15 protein-coding genes are annotated in these 15,939 nt (G+C 68.5%); 14 read left to right on the plus strand and 1 reads right to left on the minus strand.

Annotated features, from left to right (window positions below; all coding sequences use genetic code 11):
• Positions 1–9: 9 nt before the first annotated feature.
• From J3R73_RS01400 to J3R73_RS01430, 7 genes are read left to right on the plus strand one after another with little or no spacing between them, the layout of a single operon-like run.
• Positions 10–675, plus strand: coding sequence for an amino acid ABC transporter permease (locus tag J3R73_RS01400; protein WP_307421676.1), 666 nt, complete (start codon positions 10–12; stop codon positions 673–675).
• A 2-nt stretch (positions 676–677) separates the two neighbouring features.
• Positions 678–1,382 (plus strand): amino acid ABC transporter permease, encoded by a 705-nt coding sequence (locus tag J3R73_RS01405; protein WP_307421678.1) that lies wholly within the window; start codon positions 678–680, stop codon positions 1,380–1,382.
• Entirely contained in the window at positions 1,379–2,179 is an 801-nt protein-coding gene (locus tag J3R73_RS01410) for an amino acid ABC transporter ATP-binding protein (RefSeq protein WP_307421679.1), read from the plus strand. Before J3R73_RS01405 ends, J3R73_RS01410 begins: the two co-directional genes overlap by 4 nt.
• A 3-nt stretch (positions 2,180–2,182) precedes the next feature.
• The gene (locus J3R73_RS01415; protein WP_307421680.1) at positions 2,183–4,423 is read left to right on the plus strand and encodes a GMC oxidoreductase; all 2,241 of its coding nucleotides are present in this window, start codon (positions 2,183–2,185) and stop codon (positions 4,421–4,423) included.
• Positions 4,420–5,565, plus strand: coding sequence for an NAD(P)/FAD-dependent oxidoreductase (locus J3R73_RS01420; protein WP_307421682.1), 1,146 nt, complete (start codon positions 4,420–4,422; stop codon positions 5,563–5,565). Before J3R73_RS01415 ends, J3R73_RS01420 begins: the two co-directional genes overlap by 4 nt.
• A 10-nt stretch (positions 5,566–5,575) precedes the next feature.
• A complete protein-coding gene (locus J3R73_RS01425; protein WP_307421685.1) occupies positions 5,576–7,522 on the plus strand; it encodes an oxidoreductase in 1,947 nt (648 codons plus the stop codon).
• Positions 7,523–7,553: 31 nt separating this feature from the next.
• The gene (locus J3R73_RS01430) at positions 7,554–7,919 is read left to right on the plus strand and encodes a cupin domain-containing protein (protein ID WP_307421687.1); all 366 of its coding nucleotides are present in this window, start codon (positions 7,554–7,556) and stop codon (positions 7,917–7,919) included.
• A gap of 54 nt (positions 7,920–7,973) precedes the next feature.
• On the opposite strand, the gene J3R73_RS01435 is transcribed toward J3R73_RS01430, so the two are convergent.
• The gene (locus tag J3R73_RS01435; RefSeq protein ID WP_307421690.1) at positions 7,974–9,557 is read right to left on the minus strand and encodes an NAD(P)-binding domain-containing protein; all 1,584 of its coding nucleotides are present in this window, start codon (positions 9,555–9,557) and stop codon (positions 7,974–7,976) included.
• Between the two features lie 131 nt (positions 9,558–9,688).
• Here J3R73_RS01435 and J3R73_RS01440 point away from each other — a divergent pair, with 131 nt between their 5' ends.
• The 7 genes from J3R73_RS01440 (at position 9,689) to J3R73_RS01470 (ending at position 15,936) form a co-directional block, all read left to right on the plus strand.
• Positions 9,689–10,882 carry an ABC transporter substrate-binding protein gene (locus tag J3R73_RS01440; RefSeq protein WP_307421692.1) on the plus strand — a complete coding sequence of 398 codons (1,194 nt, stop codon included), beginning with the start codon at positions 9,689–9,691 and terminating at the stop codon, positions 10,880–10,882.
• 19 nt (positions 10,883–10,901) lie between these two features.
• Complete coding sequence (locus J3R73_RS01445) at positions 10,902–11,777, plus strand: branched-chain amino acid ABC transporter permease (RefSeq protein ID WP_307421694.1); 876 nt, start codon at positions 10,902–10,904, stop codon at positions 11,775–11,777.
• Complete coding sequence (locus J3R73_RS01450; RefSeq protein ID WP_307421696.1) at positions 11,777–12,790, plus strand: branched-chain amino acid ABC transporter permease; 1,014 nt, start codon at positions 11,777–11,779, stop codon at positions 12,788–12,790. The genes J3R73_RS01445 and J3R73_RS01450 overlap by 1 nt, the downstream gene beginning before the upstream one ends.
• Entirely contained in the window at positions 12,787–13,548 is a 762-nt protein-coding gene (locus tag J3R73_RS01455; protein ID WP_307421697.1) for an ABC transporter ATP-binding protein, read from the plus strand. The genes J3R73_RS01450 and J3R73_RS01455 overlap by 4 nt, the downstream gene beginning before the upstream one ends.
• A gap of 1 nt (position 13,549) precedes the next feature.
• Entirely contained in the window at positions 13,550–14,257 is a 708-nt protein-coding gene (locus J3R73_RS01460) for an ABC transporter ATP-binding protein (RefSeq protein ID WP_307421698.1), read from the plus strand.
• 99 nt (positions 14,258–14,356) lie between these two features.
• Entirely contained in the window at positions 14,357–15,202 is an 846-nt protein-coding gene (locus tag J3R73_RS01465) for a transporter substrate-binding domain-containing protein (protein ID WP_307421701.1), read from the plus strand.
• A 32-nt stretch (positions 15,203–15,234) separates the two neighbouring features.
• On the plus strand, positions 15,235–15,936 hold the full coding sequence (locus J3R73_RS01470; RefSeq protein ID WP_307421703.1) for an amino acid ABC transporter permease: 702 nt from the start codon (positions 15,235–15,237) through the stop codon (positions 15,934–15,936).
• Positions 15,937–15,939 lie beyond the last annotated feature (3 nt).

The following is a 15,939-nucleotide window of genomic DNA, read 5'->3' on the forward strand; positions in this document are numbered from 1 at the left end:
GAGACCGGCGTGGCCCTGCACTTCGACATCCTGCTGACCGTCTGGCCGGCGCTCCTGCGCGGAACGCTGGTCACCGTCGAGTTGACGGTGGCGGTCCTGGTGCTCGCCACGCCGCTCGGCGTCGTCGTCGCCGAACTCAGGAACATCCGCCAGCCCGCCATCCATGCGGCGCTGGCGGTGGTGAGCTGGATCTTCCGGGGCATCCCGCCGCTGCTGATCCTGTTCTTCGTCTTCTTCGGCCTGCCTTTCCTCGGGGTGACGCTGCAGCCCTTCCCCTCGGCGGTCATCGGCATGACCCTGTATATGGCCTTCTACTTCGCCGAGGTCTTCCGCGCCGGCTATGAAAGCGTGCCGGCCGGGCAGTGGCGCGCCGCGGAAGCCCTGGGGCTGTCGCGGGCGCGCACGATCATCCGCATCATCCTGCCGCAGACCCTGCCGGCCGTGCTGCCATCCTTCATCTCGCATTCGACCGACCTGCTGAAGGGGACGGCGCTGGCCGCCGCGGTGGCTGTGCCGGAGCTGACGAATGCCGCCAAGCAGGTCTTCGTGGTCACCTACCGGCCGTTCGAAGTGCTGCTCGCCGCCGGCGCCATCTATGCCGTTCTCGATTCCGTCCTGCTGGTTCTCCAATCCTATGGCGAGCGCTGGTCGAGACGCTATCGGGCCGCGAGGTAGCGATGGAACCGGCCCTCCTGCTCGAATACATGCCGGCCCTGCTGCGGGGCTTCCTGATCACGCTGTGGCTTTCGGCGGTGTCGATCCTCGTCTCGACCCTGTTCGGAACGGGCATCGCCCTGATGCGGCAATCGTCCAAGGGCTGGCTGGCCTGGCCGGCCGCCGTCTTCGTCAACCTGTTCCGCGTCGTGCCGGCGCTGCTGGTGCTGTTCCTGGCCTTCTACGCTTTGCCCCAATTCCACCTGAGGCTGTCGCCGATGACGGCGGCCTGCTTGGGGTTGAGCGTGGTCGCCACCGCCTATATGAGCGAGGACATCCGGGGCGGGCTCCTGGCGGTCGATCCCGGGCAGTTCCGTGCGGCCCAGGCTCTTGGCCTGTCCTCCTGGCATACGCTGCGGCGCATCATCATCCCGCAGGCGGTCCCGATCGTCATTCCCGCCTATGTCACAAGGGCGATCATCCTCATCAAGGGGACCTCGCTCGCCTCGCTCGTCGCCGTCGGGGACCTGACGGGGGAGGCGGTGCGCGCCACCTCGATCACCTATCAGCCCTTCATGTTCCTGTCGGCCGCCGCCGTGCTGTATCTGGCCATCAGCGGCGTGCTCGCCGCCTTCCAGGCCTGGGCCGAGCACCGCCTGGCGCGGCGGTTCGCGATGCCGGCCCCGCCCGGACAGGCTTCCCCAAGACAGGCTCCGGTCGCATCATGATCCTCCCCGCCACCAGCCTACCCGCGCGCGCGATGGTCGAAGCCGCCGGCCTTCGAAAGCAGTTCGGCGCGACCCTCGCCCTCGACGGGGTCGACCTCTCGGTGAAGACGGGGCAGGTGGTCGCCATCATCGGGGCTTCCGGGTCCGGCAAGAGCACGCTGCTGCGCTGCATCAACCACCTCGACCCGCCGGATGCCGGCAATGTCTGGGTCAACGGGCATCTGATGGGCATGGTGGAAGGCGCCAATACGGTGCGCAGGGCGACGGACCGCGAACTGCGCCGCCACCGCGCCGATGTCGGCATGGTCTTCCAGCATTTCAATCTCTTCCCGCATTTCACCGTCCTGCAGAACATCATCGAGGCGCCGATGGCGGTGCGGGGGATCGCGAAGGCCGAGGCGGTGGCGGCGGCTCGCCAGCTGCTGGCGGCGGTCGGACTGTCGGACAAGGAGCTCAGCTATCCCGCCCATCTGTCGGGCGGCCAGCAGCAGCGCGTGGCGATCGCCCGCGCGCTGGCGATGAAGCCCCTCGTCATGCTCTTCGACGAACCGACATCGGCGCTCGATCCGGAACTGGTGGGCGAAGTGCTGCGCGTCATGCGCGATCTCGCGGAGAACGGCATGACCATGCTGGTGGTCACCCATGAGATGGCCTTCGCCGAGGATGTGGCGGACACGCTGGTGTTCTTCGACAGGGGGAAGATCGTGGAAACGGGCAGGCCGAAGGAAATGCTGCGAAATCCGCAGCACGAGCGAACGCAGTCCTTTCTCCGGCGCCTCCTGCGGCGGGAGGGCTGAGCCATGGCGGTTTCGTCGCTTTCGGCCGCCGAAAGGCGCAGCCTCGATGCCCTGTTCGACCGCCTGTTCCCGGCCGGCCCCGTTTCGCCGGGCGCGGTGGCGATCGGCGCATCGGCCTATGTGGCGGCGGCCCTGGCCGGGCCCTATGCCCACCATCTGGACGAATATCGCGCGGTCCTCGCGGCGCTCGATGCCGCCGCCGGCGGAAGCCTGGCCGATGCCGATGCGGACCGGCAGAAGGACATCATCGCCCGGTGGGAAGCCGGAACCCTCCCGGGCCTGCCGGCGAATGCGGACCGCAGCAGTTTCGACCTGGTGTGGCGGCATGTGCGCGAGGGACTGTTCTGCGATCCCGTGCATGGCGGCAACCGGGATTTCGCCGGCTGGGCCGCCATCGGCTTTCCCGGCGCCCAGTTCGGCTACCGGTCCGAGGAGCAGGCGCTCGGCCATCGGGTGCAGCGCCCTCCGGCGAGCCTCGCCGACCTGCCCCGCAGCGCCCGGCTGGCCGGGACGTCTTGCCTCGGCACGGGCGCGCCGCGGGAGGCCGATGTCGTGATCGTCGGCGGGGGCGCCGTGGGGTCCTTCATGGCCGAGAGCCTGGTGCGCCAGGGGCTCGAAGTGGTGATGCTGGAGGCCGGGCCGGCGCGCACCGGGCGGGAGCACGCCATGGACGAAGTGCTGGCGACGGCCTTCCGCAATGCCGGCGGCGCGGCGAAGTTCAATGCGGAAGTGCCGACCTGGCGCCGCAACCCCGGCGAGACGGCGCGCCGGGCCGTGATGTCGCAGGGCCTCGAAACGGCGCTCGGCGGCAATTCGGTGGCCTGGGGCGCCGTCGCGATGCGCTTCTACGAGGAGGATTTCCGTCTCCGCAGCGCCACGGTGGAGCGCTATGGCGAGGATCGCATTCCCGAGGGATCGACCCTGGCGGACTGGCCCCTCGCCTATGCCGACCTCGCGCCCTTCTATGATGAGGCGGAGAGGCTGCTGGGCGTGTCCGGCCATGCCGGAAACCGGGCGAACCCGGCGCGATCGCGCGGCAATCCCTTCGAGGCGCCACGCGCGGCGCCCTATGCCATGCCGGCCCTGCGCACCAGCGGCCTCGGCGAGCTCTTCGCCGGAGCGGCCCGCGAGGAGGGCTATCACCCGTTTCCACTGCCGGCGGCGATCCTGACGGCGCCCTATCAGGGCCGCCACGCCTGCACCTATTGCAGCTTCTGCTCGCGCTTCGGCTGCCATGTCGATGCCAAGGCCTCCGCCCAGAACACGGTCCTGCCGGCGGCCCTCGCGACGGGGCGGCTGCATATCGTGACGGGGGCGCGGGCGATGGCGATCGTGACCGACGAGGGCGGCCGGGCCGTCGGCGTCAACTATCGGACGCCGGCGGGCGAAGAGCTGTTCCAGGGCGCCGGCACCGTGGTGGTCGCGACCTATGCCTTCGAGAATACGCGCCTGCTGATGCTCTCGAAGACGCGCCGCCGGAACCGCGGGCTGGGCAACGAGACCGGCCAGCTGGGCCGGCACTACATGACGCGTCAGCAGCCCTCGGTCTATGCCGTGTTCGAGGGCCGCTCGCTCAACCGCTTCATCGGGCCGACGGCGCAGGCCATGGCCATCGCCGATCTTTCGGCCGACCATTTCGATCACGGCGATCTCGACTTCATCCGGGGCGGACGCATCGCCGCCTTCAACCAATATCTGCCGATCGAGGCCTCCGGCGTGCTGCCGCCGGACGTGCCGCGCTGGGGCGAGGGATGGCGAGACTTCTTCCTCACGGCCTATAACAGCACGTCGATGCTGTTCATCGACCCGGAGATCCTGCCTTACGAGGGCAATTATCTCGATCTCGACCCCGTCGTCGTCGACGATCTCGGCCGGCCGGTCATCCGCATCACCTTCGACATCGGCGACAATGAGCGCAGGCTCATGGCCTTCCTGCAGGACCGGGCCGAACGGATCGCGCGGCGCATGGGCGCCTCGCGCACCTGGCGGCGGCCGTTCCTGACCGGCCCGATCAGCACGCATGACGTCGGCGGCACGCGCATGGGCCACGATCCGCAGAGCTCGGTCGTCGATGCGTTCGGCCAGGTGCACGACACGCCCGGCCTCTATGTGATCGGCGGATCGAATTTCGTCTCCCTGCCGGCCGTCAATCCGGCTCTCACCATCCTGGCCATCGCCTTGCGGGCCGCCGGCCGCATCGCCGGCGCGGCGGCCCCGGCCGCGACCTGCGGGGTGCCGGCATGAGGATCGTCGTCATCGGGAGCGGGGTGATCGGAGCCTCGATCGCCTATCATCTCGCCCGCGCCGGCGCGGGCGTGGCGCTGGTCGACCGGTCCGGCCCGGCGGCGATGCCGAGCGCGAGCTGGGCGAGCGCCGGCGGGCTGCGGTCGCAGGGCCGCCATGCGCCGGAGCACGCGATCACCAAGGCCGCGGCCCTGCGCTGGACGACCCTGGCGGACGAACTCGAAGCCGACCTCGAAGTGTCGCTCGGCGGCCATCTGCACATCGCCGAGACGGCGGAGGAGGCGGCCGCGGTCGAGGCGCGCCTCGCCGGCGACCGGGCTGCCGGCATCGCCGTGGCGCGGCTGGAGGGGGCAGCCCTGCGGGCGGCCGCGCCCTGCCTCACGCCGAAGGCGGTGCTCGGCGCCTTCTCGGCGGGGGACGGGCAGGCCCATCCCGGGCGAACCGCCATCGCCTTCGCGCAGGCCGCCGCCCGGCACGGCGCGACCTGCCATTTCGGGCAGGCGGCCCGATTGCGGCTCGTCGGCGACCGCGCGACCGGTGTCGTCCTGCAGGACGGCGGCGAACTCGATGGCGACCGCGTCGTCCTGGCCGCGGGAGCCTGGAGCGTCGCCATGCTCGCCGATCTCGGCCTCGATCTGCCGCTGCGCTGGCGCGGCCTGCAGATGCTGCTTTCGGACGTCGCGACGCCCCTGCTGGCCCCTACCGTCACGGCGGTCGGCCGCAATCTCTCGCTCAAGCAGTCGCCGTCGGGGCAGATGATGGTGGGCGGGCGCTGGTTCGCGCGTCCCCTCGGCGACAGGCCGGCCGTGGAGCCGATCGACGCGCATGTCGCCCGCCAGTGGAGCTCCGCCGTCGCCGTCGTCCCCGCCATGGCCCGCCTCAAGCTGGCGCAGGTCTGGGCCGGCGTCGAGGCGCAGACCCTGGACAGCCTGCCGCTCATCGGTCCGGCCGGGCCTGCGGGCCTTTATCTGGCGACCGGCTTTTCCAATCACGGCTTCCAGATAGCGCCGGAGATCGGCCGGCTGGCCGCCGCCGACATGCTGGAGCGGCCCCAGCCCGTGCTCGAAGCCTTCCGCGTCGGCCGCGCCATGGCCGGAAGCGATCGTGCCGCAACCTTCAAGGCGGAGTCCTGCCTGCTATGATCGCCGCGTCATGACCGCCTTTCCGCTTCTGTTCGAGCCGATCCGGCTCGGCCGCGCCGAAATCCGCAATCGCATCGTCCTGACCGGGCACGGCACCGGCATGGGCCGCGACGGCAAGCCGGACGAGCGCATGATCGCCTATTACGAGGAAAGGGCGAAAGGCGAGGTCGGCCTGATCATGCTGGGATCGCAACAGGTGCATCCGACGTCGCCGGGCATCACCGGGCTGATCTGCAACCATGACCGCGAGATCATCCCGAGCCTGTCCGCCGTGGCGCGGGCGGTGCACCGGCATGGCGGCAGGATCTTCGGCTATCTCTCCCATATGGGCCTGGCGTCGAGCGCCCGCCCGCTGCCCTTGTGGTCGGCCTCCAACGCCTATGAGCAGAAATATGGGGAACTCGCCCATGCCATGACGGTCGAGGAGATCCAGATCCTGGTCGAGGCGTTTGCCGGTGCGGCGGCGCGCTGCATCGAAGCCGGGATGGACGGCGTTCAGGTCCATTGCGGGCACGGGCTGCTGCTGCAGCAGTTCCTGTCGCCCCTCACCAATTTCCGCGAGGATGAGTACGGCGGCTCGCTCGAGAACCGGGTGCGCTTTCCCGCCGAGGTGCTCGCCGCCGTGCGCAGGCGCATCGGCGACGACGTTCCGCTCGGCATACGCTGCTCGGGCGACGAACTGGTCGAAGGCGGCCTGACCGGACACGACATGGCGCAGGTCGTGCCCCGCCTGGTCGATGCCGGGCGGCTCGACTATGTCGACGTCAGCGCCGGAACGGACGGAAACCTCGTCAGCAACATGCTGCACGAGCCGCCGATGGGGCTGGCGCCGGCGCCTTTCGCCGCGACGGCGCGGCTCATCAAGGCCGCCGTGTCGGTCCCGGTCATCCACGGCACGCGCATCCATACGCCCGAGATCGCCGAGGCGATGCTTGCCCGCGGCGACGCCGACATGGCCGGCATGTGCCGCGCGCTGATCGCCGACCCGTTCCTACCCGCCAAGGCGCGCAGCGGCAGGCTCGCCGAGATCAATCCCTGCGTCGGTTGCGAGCAGGCCTGTTTCGGGCGCCTGTATCGCGGCCGCCACATCAGCTGCGTCGGCAATCCGCGTACCGGGCGCGAGGCCGAATATGGCGCGGTGGCGGCGCCTGCGCAGGCGCGGCGCATCCTGGTGGTCGGCGGCGGGCCCGCCGGGCTCGAAGCGGCGCGCATGGCGGCGTCGCGCGGGCACCGGGTGACGCTGGCGGAGGCATCGGGCCGTCTCGGCGGCAGGCTCGATCTCGCCCGCCGGCCTCCCGGGCGCGAGGAATGGTCGCGGCTGATCGCGCATAAGAGCGAGGCCGTCGCCGCGCTCGGCGTCGAGATCCGCCTCGATACGGGGATCGAGGCCGCCGATCTCGCCTGCGAAACCATCGATGCCGTCATCCTCGCCACGGGCGCGCGGCCTTCGCCCCTCCGGCTGCCCGGATCGGACGGCGCACCCCTGATGACGGTGGACGAGGCCGTCGCCGAGCCCGGCCGCGTCGGACATCGGGTGCTCGTGCTCGATTATCTCGACCGCCAGCCGGGCATGGTGACGGCGATCATGCTGGCGGAAGCCGGCCGGTGCGTGGAGATGGCGACGCCCTCCTTCCATGTCGGCCAGAAGCTGGAGATCCAGAACATCACCTATTTCTACCGGCGCGCGATGCAGGCCGGCATCCGCTTCCGCGCGACGGCGGAGGCCTGCGGCTTCGAGGGGGGCCTGGTGACCTTCCTCAATCCGTTCACCCGCATTACCGCCAGCGACGGCCCCTACGACACCATCGTAGTGGCCGCGCCCGGATTGCCGCGCGACGAACTGGCGGGGGCGGCGAAGGCGCGGGGCATCGAATGCCGCGTCATCGGCGACGCCTACGCCCCCCGCGACGTCGAGGCGGCGATGCTCGAGGGCCATGAGGCGGGCGCGACCATCTGACTTCCACTTCCATGATCGAGAGGACGGCACCATGGGCGAAAAGATCGTCTGGGCACGGCAGGAGACCACCACCAAGACCTGGGTCCATCCGGGCCAGGAATTCAGCCACCGGCTGATCACGCACAACAAGCAGGGCTCGTCGATGTCCTTCCACATCACGACCTACATGCCGAATTTCGAGGTCATGGTGGAGGGCGACGGCAAGCACGAGGTCATCCTCTATTGCCTGCACGGCCATTCGCGCCAGATCGTCGAGGCGACCGGCGAGGAGCACGACTTCAGGCCCGGCGACGCCATGTATCTGCCGACGCGCTATCGCTACCGCCACATCATCGGCGATGCCGGGCTGGTGGTGGCGGTGTGCGCCAATCCCAGCAAGGAAGACGGCGACATGTGAGCGTCGGCGGGCGGCGCATCGGCCGGCCGTCCCTCGCGCGGCCGGTCTCCCGGCTCAGACCTCCCCCGGCTTCCAGCGATGCCGGTCCAGGGCCGACGGGTCGGTATCGATGTCGCTCCAGTTTTGCGTGATGCGAAAATGCTCCGGCTCGTCCTCCTGCCACAGCGCCAGGGTGACGCCGTGGATGAGCGGCTCGATGCCGTAGCGCAGGCCTGACAGCGACGCGCCCGAATGGGCGTTGGTGACGGTCGCGCCATAGTTGAAGCAGAAGACATGGTCGAGGACCGGCGTCCTTCCCGGCACTTTCTGGATGAAGCGCAGGTCGCGGGTCAGATAGGGATAGGTGATCAGCCAAGGGTCCGGATGGTCCGCAGGCGGCGTGAACACGTCTGACCATCGCAGGATGTTGTCGGCGAAAGGCGCCAGTTCGGGGCGTCCGGCGGGCTCGATCGAAAAGCCGCAGCCGATGAAGAGATGGTCGAACGTCTCGACCGAGCCGTCGCTGGCGGTGACGGCGATGCCTTCGGGCCTCGTTTCCACGTCCGTCCAGGTCGCGCCCGCATGCAGGCGGAAATTGTCGAACGCCGCGCAGCGGTCGACGCCGTCCTGGGTGGGCGGCTGCCCGAAGGTGAAGATGGTCTGGATCCAGCGCCATTTGTCCGCGTCGGACATCGAGAGATAGTGGCGCAGATAGCCCGCCTTCTCCAGATAGCGAAAGGCGTTCGACACCAGGATCTGCCTGCGCCGCATATAGATCGTCACCGAGGCCGCCCCGAGTTCGAGGAGATCGGCGGCGCGGTCCCAGGCAGTGGCGCCGGCGCCCAGCACGGCAATCTTGCGCCCCTGCCAGTCCAGGCTGTCGACGTCGTCCGTGCACAGCGTCCAGCGGTCCGACGGCAGCTTTTCGCGGACGAAGGGCGGGACATACCAGTCGCCCATGCCCTCGATGCCCGTCGCCAGGACGACCTTGCGCGCCAGCACCGAACCGGCCCCGCGCAGGTGCAGGCGGACGGCGGCGCCGTCCATCTCGAAGCGCTCGACATCGGCGTCGTTGCGGACCGGCAGGTCGAGGGCCTCCCGGTACCAGTCGAGATAGGCCTGCCAGGCCTGCCTCGGCCATTTGCCGAGCTTCTCCCAGCCATCCTCGCCGAAGACCGCCTCGAACCAGCTCCTCGGCGCCAGGGAAGGCATGCCGAGATCCGGGCCGGTCACATGCTTGGGCGAGCGCAGCGTCCACATGCGCGAATAGGTGATCCAGGGCCCCTCGCGCCCCTTCGGGGCGCGGTCGAGCACGAGGATGTTGTTCACCCGCTCCTTGCGCATGGCATAGGCGCAGGTGAGGCCGCACTGGCCGGCGCCGACGATGACGACGTCATAGACGTGCTCGCCGCCGGCATGGACGCGCGGGAGCACCCACTCGTCCTTGGGATAGGCCATGATCTCCAGGTCGTGGCGCACGCGCCGGGTGAGGGCGGCGAGGCGCTCGCGGGCGTCGCGTCGCGGCGGCGGATAGAGATGCGGCACCAGCCCGGCCCGTTGCTCGCGATGGTCGATCTCGATCATCCTGACCAGTCCAGCCGCGAAATCGTCCGGATCGTCTCCGGCGACGGCGCTCTCCTTCACCGCGTTCACGCTCATCTGCCTTCCTTTTGAGCTGCCCAGAAATTCGACAAATTGCTAGAGGAATATTCTTGATATGTCACGAAAGATATCTCAGCATATCGATAGTGGCAGAGCGCCGCGAAGACAGAAAGAGGAAGGGGAACGCGATGGCCGGAACCACGGGTATGAGCCGCCGGCAGCTGTTGCGGGCAGCGGGCGCTGCGGCCGCCGGTGCCGTGCTGCCGGGCGCATTCGCCGGCCGCGTCTCGGCCGCCGAGGAAGTGATCACGCTGGCGATCGCCGCGCCGATGACGGGCGATTCCGCCTCGATGGGCCTGAACGCGCAGCGCGGCGCCGATGCCGCCGTCGCCATGATCAATGCGGCCGGGGGCATCGCCGGAAAGAAGGTCGCCTACGACATCTTCGACGATCAGGGCTCGCCGCGCGAAGCCGCCTCGGTGGCGCGCCGCATCCTCGACGCCGACAAATATGCCGCCGTCGTTGGCCATGTGAATTCCTCGTGCACGCTGGCCGCCATGCCCGTCTACAGTGAGGCCGGCATCGCCGTCCTCTGCGGCTCCTCCTCCAATCCGAAGGTGACGGAATCGGGCTGGGACAACATCATCCGCATGACGATCCGCGACGATTACGGCGCCCAGCAATATTCCGCCTTCGCGGCCAACAATCTCGGCCGCAAGAAGCTCGGCATCCTCTTCGCCAACGACGATTACGGCCGGGGCCTGCGCGACGAGATGGTGAAGGCGGCCAAGGCGCTCGCGGCCGACATCGCGGCCGAGGCCGGCTTCACGCCGAATGCCGACAAGGATTTCTCCTCCGTCATCAGCGACTTCAAGGCCAAGTCCGTCGACGCCTTCATGCTGAACTGCAACTACACCGAAGGCGGCCTCTTCCTCGGCCAGGCCAAGGGCGTCGGCGTCGCCGGCATCCCGGCCGTGGGGCCCGACTCGCTCCTCTACGACGAATTCATCTCCCTCGCGCAGGGCGGCGCTGAGGGGGCCTATATCCTGGCGGCCTATGATCCCTATTCGCAGGCGCCCAAGCCGAAGGCCTTCATGGACGCCTTCCAGAAGGCCTATTCGGCGCTGCCGAGCCAGGTCGCGGTCTTCACCAACGACTTCTTCCTGCTCGCCAAGCAATTGATGGAGGCCGGCGCGACGCCCCAGACGCTGGTGAAGGCGGCCAAGGACGCCAAATTCGACGGCGCCGGCGGCCATTACGAATGGGATGCCAAGGGCGACGTGAAGGGGCGCACCTTCGCCGTCGTGCAGGTCAAGGACGGCAAATTCGTTTCGACGGGAAAGTCGGTCGACGAAAAAGGCCTCGAGAAACTGCGCGGCTGATCGGCCGGGAGACCAAACGATGGCCTATGCCCTGGAGCAGTTGTCGAACGGATTGGCGATCGGCAGCATCTACGCCCTCATCGCCCTGGGATACAGCCTGGTCTATTCGATCCTGAACCTGATCAATTTCGCGCATGGCTATGTCATCATGGTCGGCGCCTTCGTGGCGCTCAGCCTGCTGCAGGCCGGGGTTCCCCCGGCCTTCGCCGTGCTGCTGGCCTGCCTGTCGGGGGTCGCCATCGCCGTCGTCGTCGAGCGGGTGGCCTATCGGCCGGTGCGATCCTCCAACCGCATCGTGCCGATGATCAGCGCGCTCGGCGCCGGGTTCGTGTTGTCCTCGCTGGCCCAGCTCATCTGGGGGCCGGAGGTGCATCCCTTCCCCCAGCTCATCCCCCGCGTTCCGCTCACCGTGGGGGCGCTGACCCTGTCCTCGCAATCGGTCGTCATCCTCGCCATCGCCATCGGGCTGGTGCTGGCGGCATCCTGGTTCCTGCACAGGACGAAGTTCGGCGTCGCCGCGCAATGCGTCCGCCAGGATCTCGAAGCCGCCCGCCTGGTCGGCATTCCCGTCAACGCCGTCATCGTGGCGATCTACGCCCTCGGCGGCTTCCTCGGCGTCGCCGGCGGCGTGCTCTTTGCCATGTATTTCAATGCCGTCTTCATCCAGATGGGCCTGCTGGCCACCACCAAGGCCTGGGCGGCGGCCATGCTCGGCGGGATCGGAAGCTTCCAGGGCGCCTTCTGGGGCGGGCTGATCCTCGGCATCGCCGAGACCGGCGCCGTCGCCACCTTCGGCGCGGCATATCGCGACGGCGTCAGCCTCGCCGTCATCGTGCTCGTCCTGCTGCTGCGCCCGAACGGCCTGTTCGGCGCGCGCCTGGCGGAGCGCTCGTGATGGCGACGGGCCCGGCGGCCTCGCGCATCGGCCTGCTCGTCGCGGTGATCGTGCTGGCGCTGGCGCCCGTGATCCTGCCGGGGCGGTTCTGGCCCCATATTCTCAGCATCACGCTGATCTATGCCGTCTTCGCGCTGGGGCAGAACGTCATCACCGGCTGGTGCGGCATGCTCACCCTCGGCCAGGCGGGCTTTGCCGGCGTGGGAGCCTATACCTCGGCCCTGCTGACGAAGGATGGCGGCGTGCCCTGGATCTTCGCCTTCCTCGCCGCGGGCGCCCTGTCGGGGGTGGCGGGGGCCTTGCTGGCCATTCCCTGCCTGCGGGTGAAGAGCGACTTCCTCTCGCTGGTGACGATCGCCTTCAACCAGCTCTTCTTCGTCGTCGCCAACAATTGGATGGACCTCACGCGCGGCCCGATGGGCATTACCGGCGTGCCCGGCATGGGGCTGTTCGGCTGGACCGCGCGGGGGCCGGCCCAGCAGCTCTGGCTGATGCTGGCGGTCGTCGTCCTCCTCTATATCGGCGTGGGGCGGCTGACTGCGGGGCCGATCGGGCGCGCCTGGAACATGATCCGCGACGACGAGACCGCCGCGGGCGCCGTCGGCGTCGACGTGACCGGCTACAAGGTCCTCGCTTTCGCGACAGGCTCTCTCCTGTGCGGGCTCGGGGGCAGCCTCTACGGCCACTATCTCCAGCTCGTCTCACCGGACATGTTCAAGCTCGACGATTCCCTGCTGATGATGCAGATGGCGATCCTCGGCGGTCTGGCCAGCCTGCCGGGCTCGGCGCTGGGCGCGCTGCTGATGGTGCTCATTCCCGAAATGCTGCGCAGTTCCTCGCCCTGGCTCATCACGCTGCGGCCGGGCATCGCGGGCGCCATCCTCGTCATTCTCATGATCTGGCGGCCGCATGGCCTGCTCGGCACCGGCGTTCCCCCGCAGCTGGCGATCGCCGGCCACGCGCTGCGCCGGGCTTTCGGGCTCAAGCCGTCGCATCCGGAGCTGCGCTCGTGATCCTCTCCGGCACCGGCATCTCCAAATCCTTCATGGGCGTCAAGGCGCTCTGCGACGTGTCGCTGATGGTGGAGGAAGGCGAGATCCTCGGCATCATCGGCCCGAACGGCTCCGGCAAGACGACGCTGTTCAATATCCTTTCCGGCCTGGAGCGCTGCGACGCGGGCGAGGTGACGCTCGCCGGCAAGCGGGTCTCGGGGCTGCCCTCGCATCGCATCGCCGGCATGGGGCTCGGGCGGACCTTCCAGAACCTGCGGCCCTTCTCGGGGCTGTCGGTGCTGGAGAATGTCATGGCCGGCGGCCATCTGCGGGCCCCGACCGGCATCCTCGGCCAGATTCTCGGCCTGCCCTCCATCCATGCGGCGGAGCGCCAGGCGCGCCTCGACGCTCTGCAGCTCCTGGCCGAGGTTGGGCTGGGCGCCTATGCCCGGTCGCGCTCCACCGAGCTCTCCTACGGCCAGACCAAGCGTCTGGAACTGGCGCGCGCGCTCAACACCCGGCCGCGGGTTCTCCTGCTCGACGAGCCGACGGCCGGCATGAACGACGTGCAGGCGGCCGAGATCCTCGACCTGGTCGGCGCGATCAAGCGCAAGCTCAACCTCACCCTGGTGGTCATCGAGCACAATGTGCCGGTCCTCATGCGCTTTGCAGACCGGCTGATGGTGCTCGACGCCGGATGCAAGCTGACGGAGGGCGAGCCGCGCCGCGTGGTCGCGGATCCCCGCGTCATCGAAGCCTATCTCGGCCGGGGAGCGTGAGATGCTGCATGTCAGGAACCTGCGGGCCGGCTATGGCGACCGCATCGTGCTCGACGGCATCACGCTCTCCATCGCGGCGGGTGAGCGCATCTGCCTGATCGGCCATAACGGGGCGGGCAAGAGCACCATCATGAAGTCGATCACCGGGCAGATCCGCCCGGCGGGCGGGGAGATTCATTTCGCGGGCGGCCGGGTGGACGGCATGGCGCCGGAGACGCTCGTGCGCCTCGGCATCGTGCAGGTGCCGGCCGGGCGGCGAGTGTTTCCCCAGCTCACCGTCCGCCAGAATCTGGAAGCCGGCGCTTTCGTCCGCCGCGACAAGGCCGGTGTGGCCGCCGACATGGATCGGATGATGCGGCAATTCCCGGTCCTGTCCAGCAAGGCGGGCATGCGGGCCGGCGTGCTGTCGGGCGGGGAGCAGCAGATGCTCGCCATCGCCCGCGGATTGATGGCCCGCCCCCGTCTCCTGCTGGTGGACGAGCCCTCGCTGGGACTGTCGCCGGTCATGGTGGACGAGGTCTTCGATTTCCTGGCGGGCCTGGCCGGCGGCGACATGATCCTCGTGCTCGCCGAGCAGAACGTCCGCAAGGCGCTGGCCGCCACCGACAGGGCCATCGTGCTGTCCCAGGGGGCGATCGTCGCCCAGATGGCGAGCGCGCAGCTCCTGTCCGACACCGAGTTCCGGCGAGCCTATCTCGGGGCGGAATAGTCCGGTCGATTGCACGGAAAGTCCGTTGTGATATTTCACAATGGACATCTAAATAAATATCAGTGACACTTCAATCTCATCCGCGGCAAGGAGCCTCAAATGTTCGGGATCGCTCTTCGGAATGTCGTCCAGGCAACGCTCGTGCTTGCCGGTATCACCGTCTTCGGCTCGGCTTACGCCGAGGACTGCGCGCCCAAGGTCGACGGCGCTGCCCTGCTCACGCCGGGGGAAGTCAGCGTCTCGATCAATCCGGTGTCGCCGCCGATGCAATATGCCGATGCGAATGGCGACCTGAAGGGCATGCGCGTCGAGGTCGGCGACGCCATCCTCCAGAGGCTTTGCCTCAAGTCGCAGCATATCCGCGTCGACGATTTCGGCACCATGATCCCCGGCCTCAAATCCGGGCGCTGGGACATGATCAACACCGGGGTGTTCTACACCGAGGAAAGAGCCAAGGTCATCTATCTCGTGCGCTACGAGAACCAGGCCATCAGCGTGGCGACGCGCCCCGGCGAGGCCTCGGGCATCAAGTCGGTCGACGACCTCTCCGGCAAGATGGTGGGCGTCGACATCGGGGGCTACGAGGAGAACAAGCTGAAGGCGCTGGATGCCGAGCTGCAGTCCCGGGGGCTCGCGCCGATCAAGATCACCATCTTCAACGACACCAACATCAACTACCAGGCGCTCAAGGCCGGCCAGATCGACGCAAGCTTCACCATCGACGCCGTTTCCAAGGAATATGCCGATCGCGGCCTGTCGCAGATCGCGCTGAAGGGCCTGTATCCGGCGCCCGTCGCCATGGCCTTCCGCACCAGGGAACTCGCCGACGCCTTCGCCCGCACGCTGACGCAGATGCGGGATGACGGCAGCTACCAGGCGATCTTCGAAAAATACGGCAAGCAGGGCTGGACCGGGCCCTTCGACGTGAAGGGCCCCGGCATCTAGTTTTCCCCGAAAGGGGAGCGAAGGGGACCCGCATGACCTTATGGAACTGGCCTGCCTTTCTGGGTTACCTGGGCAGCCCCTTCCTGCTCGCGGGAGCCTGGACGACGATCTGGCTGACCGCCGTGTCCGCCTTCCTGGGACTGGTGCTGGGCGCCCTCGTCGCCGCGGCGCGCATGTCCCGCTTCGCGTCCCTGCGGAACGCCGCCGGCTTCTATGTCTGGGTGATGCGCGGCACGCCGCTCCTGGTGCAACTGGTCATCATCTTCACCGGTCTGCCGCAGTTCGGCATCCGGCTGTCGGTGATCATGTCCGCCATCGTCGGGCTGGCGCTGAATGAGGCGGCCTATCTGTCCGAGATCATCCGCGGGGCCGTGCAGTCGATCCCGCGCGGCCAGCGCAATGCCGGCCTGGCGCTGGGGCTGACGCCGGCGCAGACCATGCGCGACGTCGTCCTGCCGCAGGCCGTCCGCATCATGCTGCCCATGCTCGGCAACAGCGTGAACGGCCTCCTGAAGGCGACATCGATCACCTCGGCCATCTCGATGGAGGAGCTGCTGCGCCGCACCAACCTGCTGATCCAGGAGCAGTTCCTCACGCTCGAGCTCTTCGCCGTCGCCTCGATCTACTATCTGGCGATGACGTCGGTCTGGTCCCTCGCGCAAGGCTGGCTGGAGCGGCGTTTCAGCCGCGGGCACGATTTCGGGGGACGATACGACAATGCGGAGCAGCGCTGAGCC

The organism is Labrys monachus (assembly GCF_030814655.1).
GTDB classification, from domain to species: Bacteria; Pseudomonadota; Alphaproteobacteria; order Rhizobiales; family Labraceae; genus Labrys; species Labrys monacha.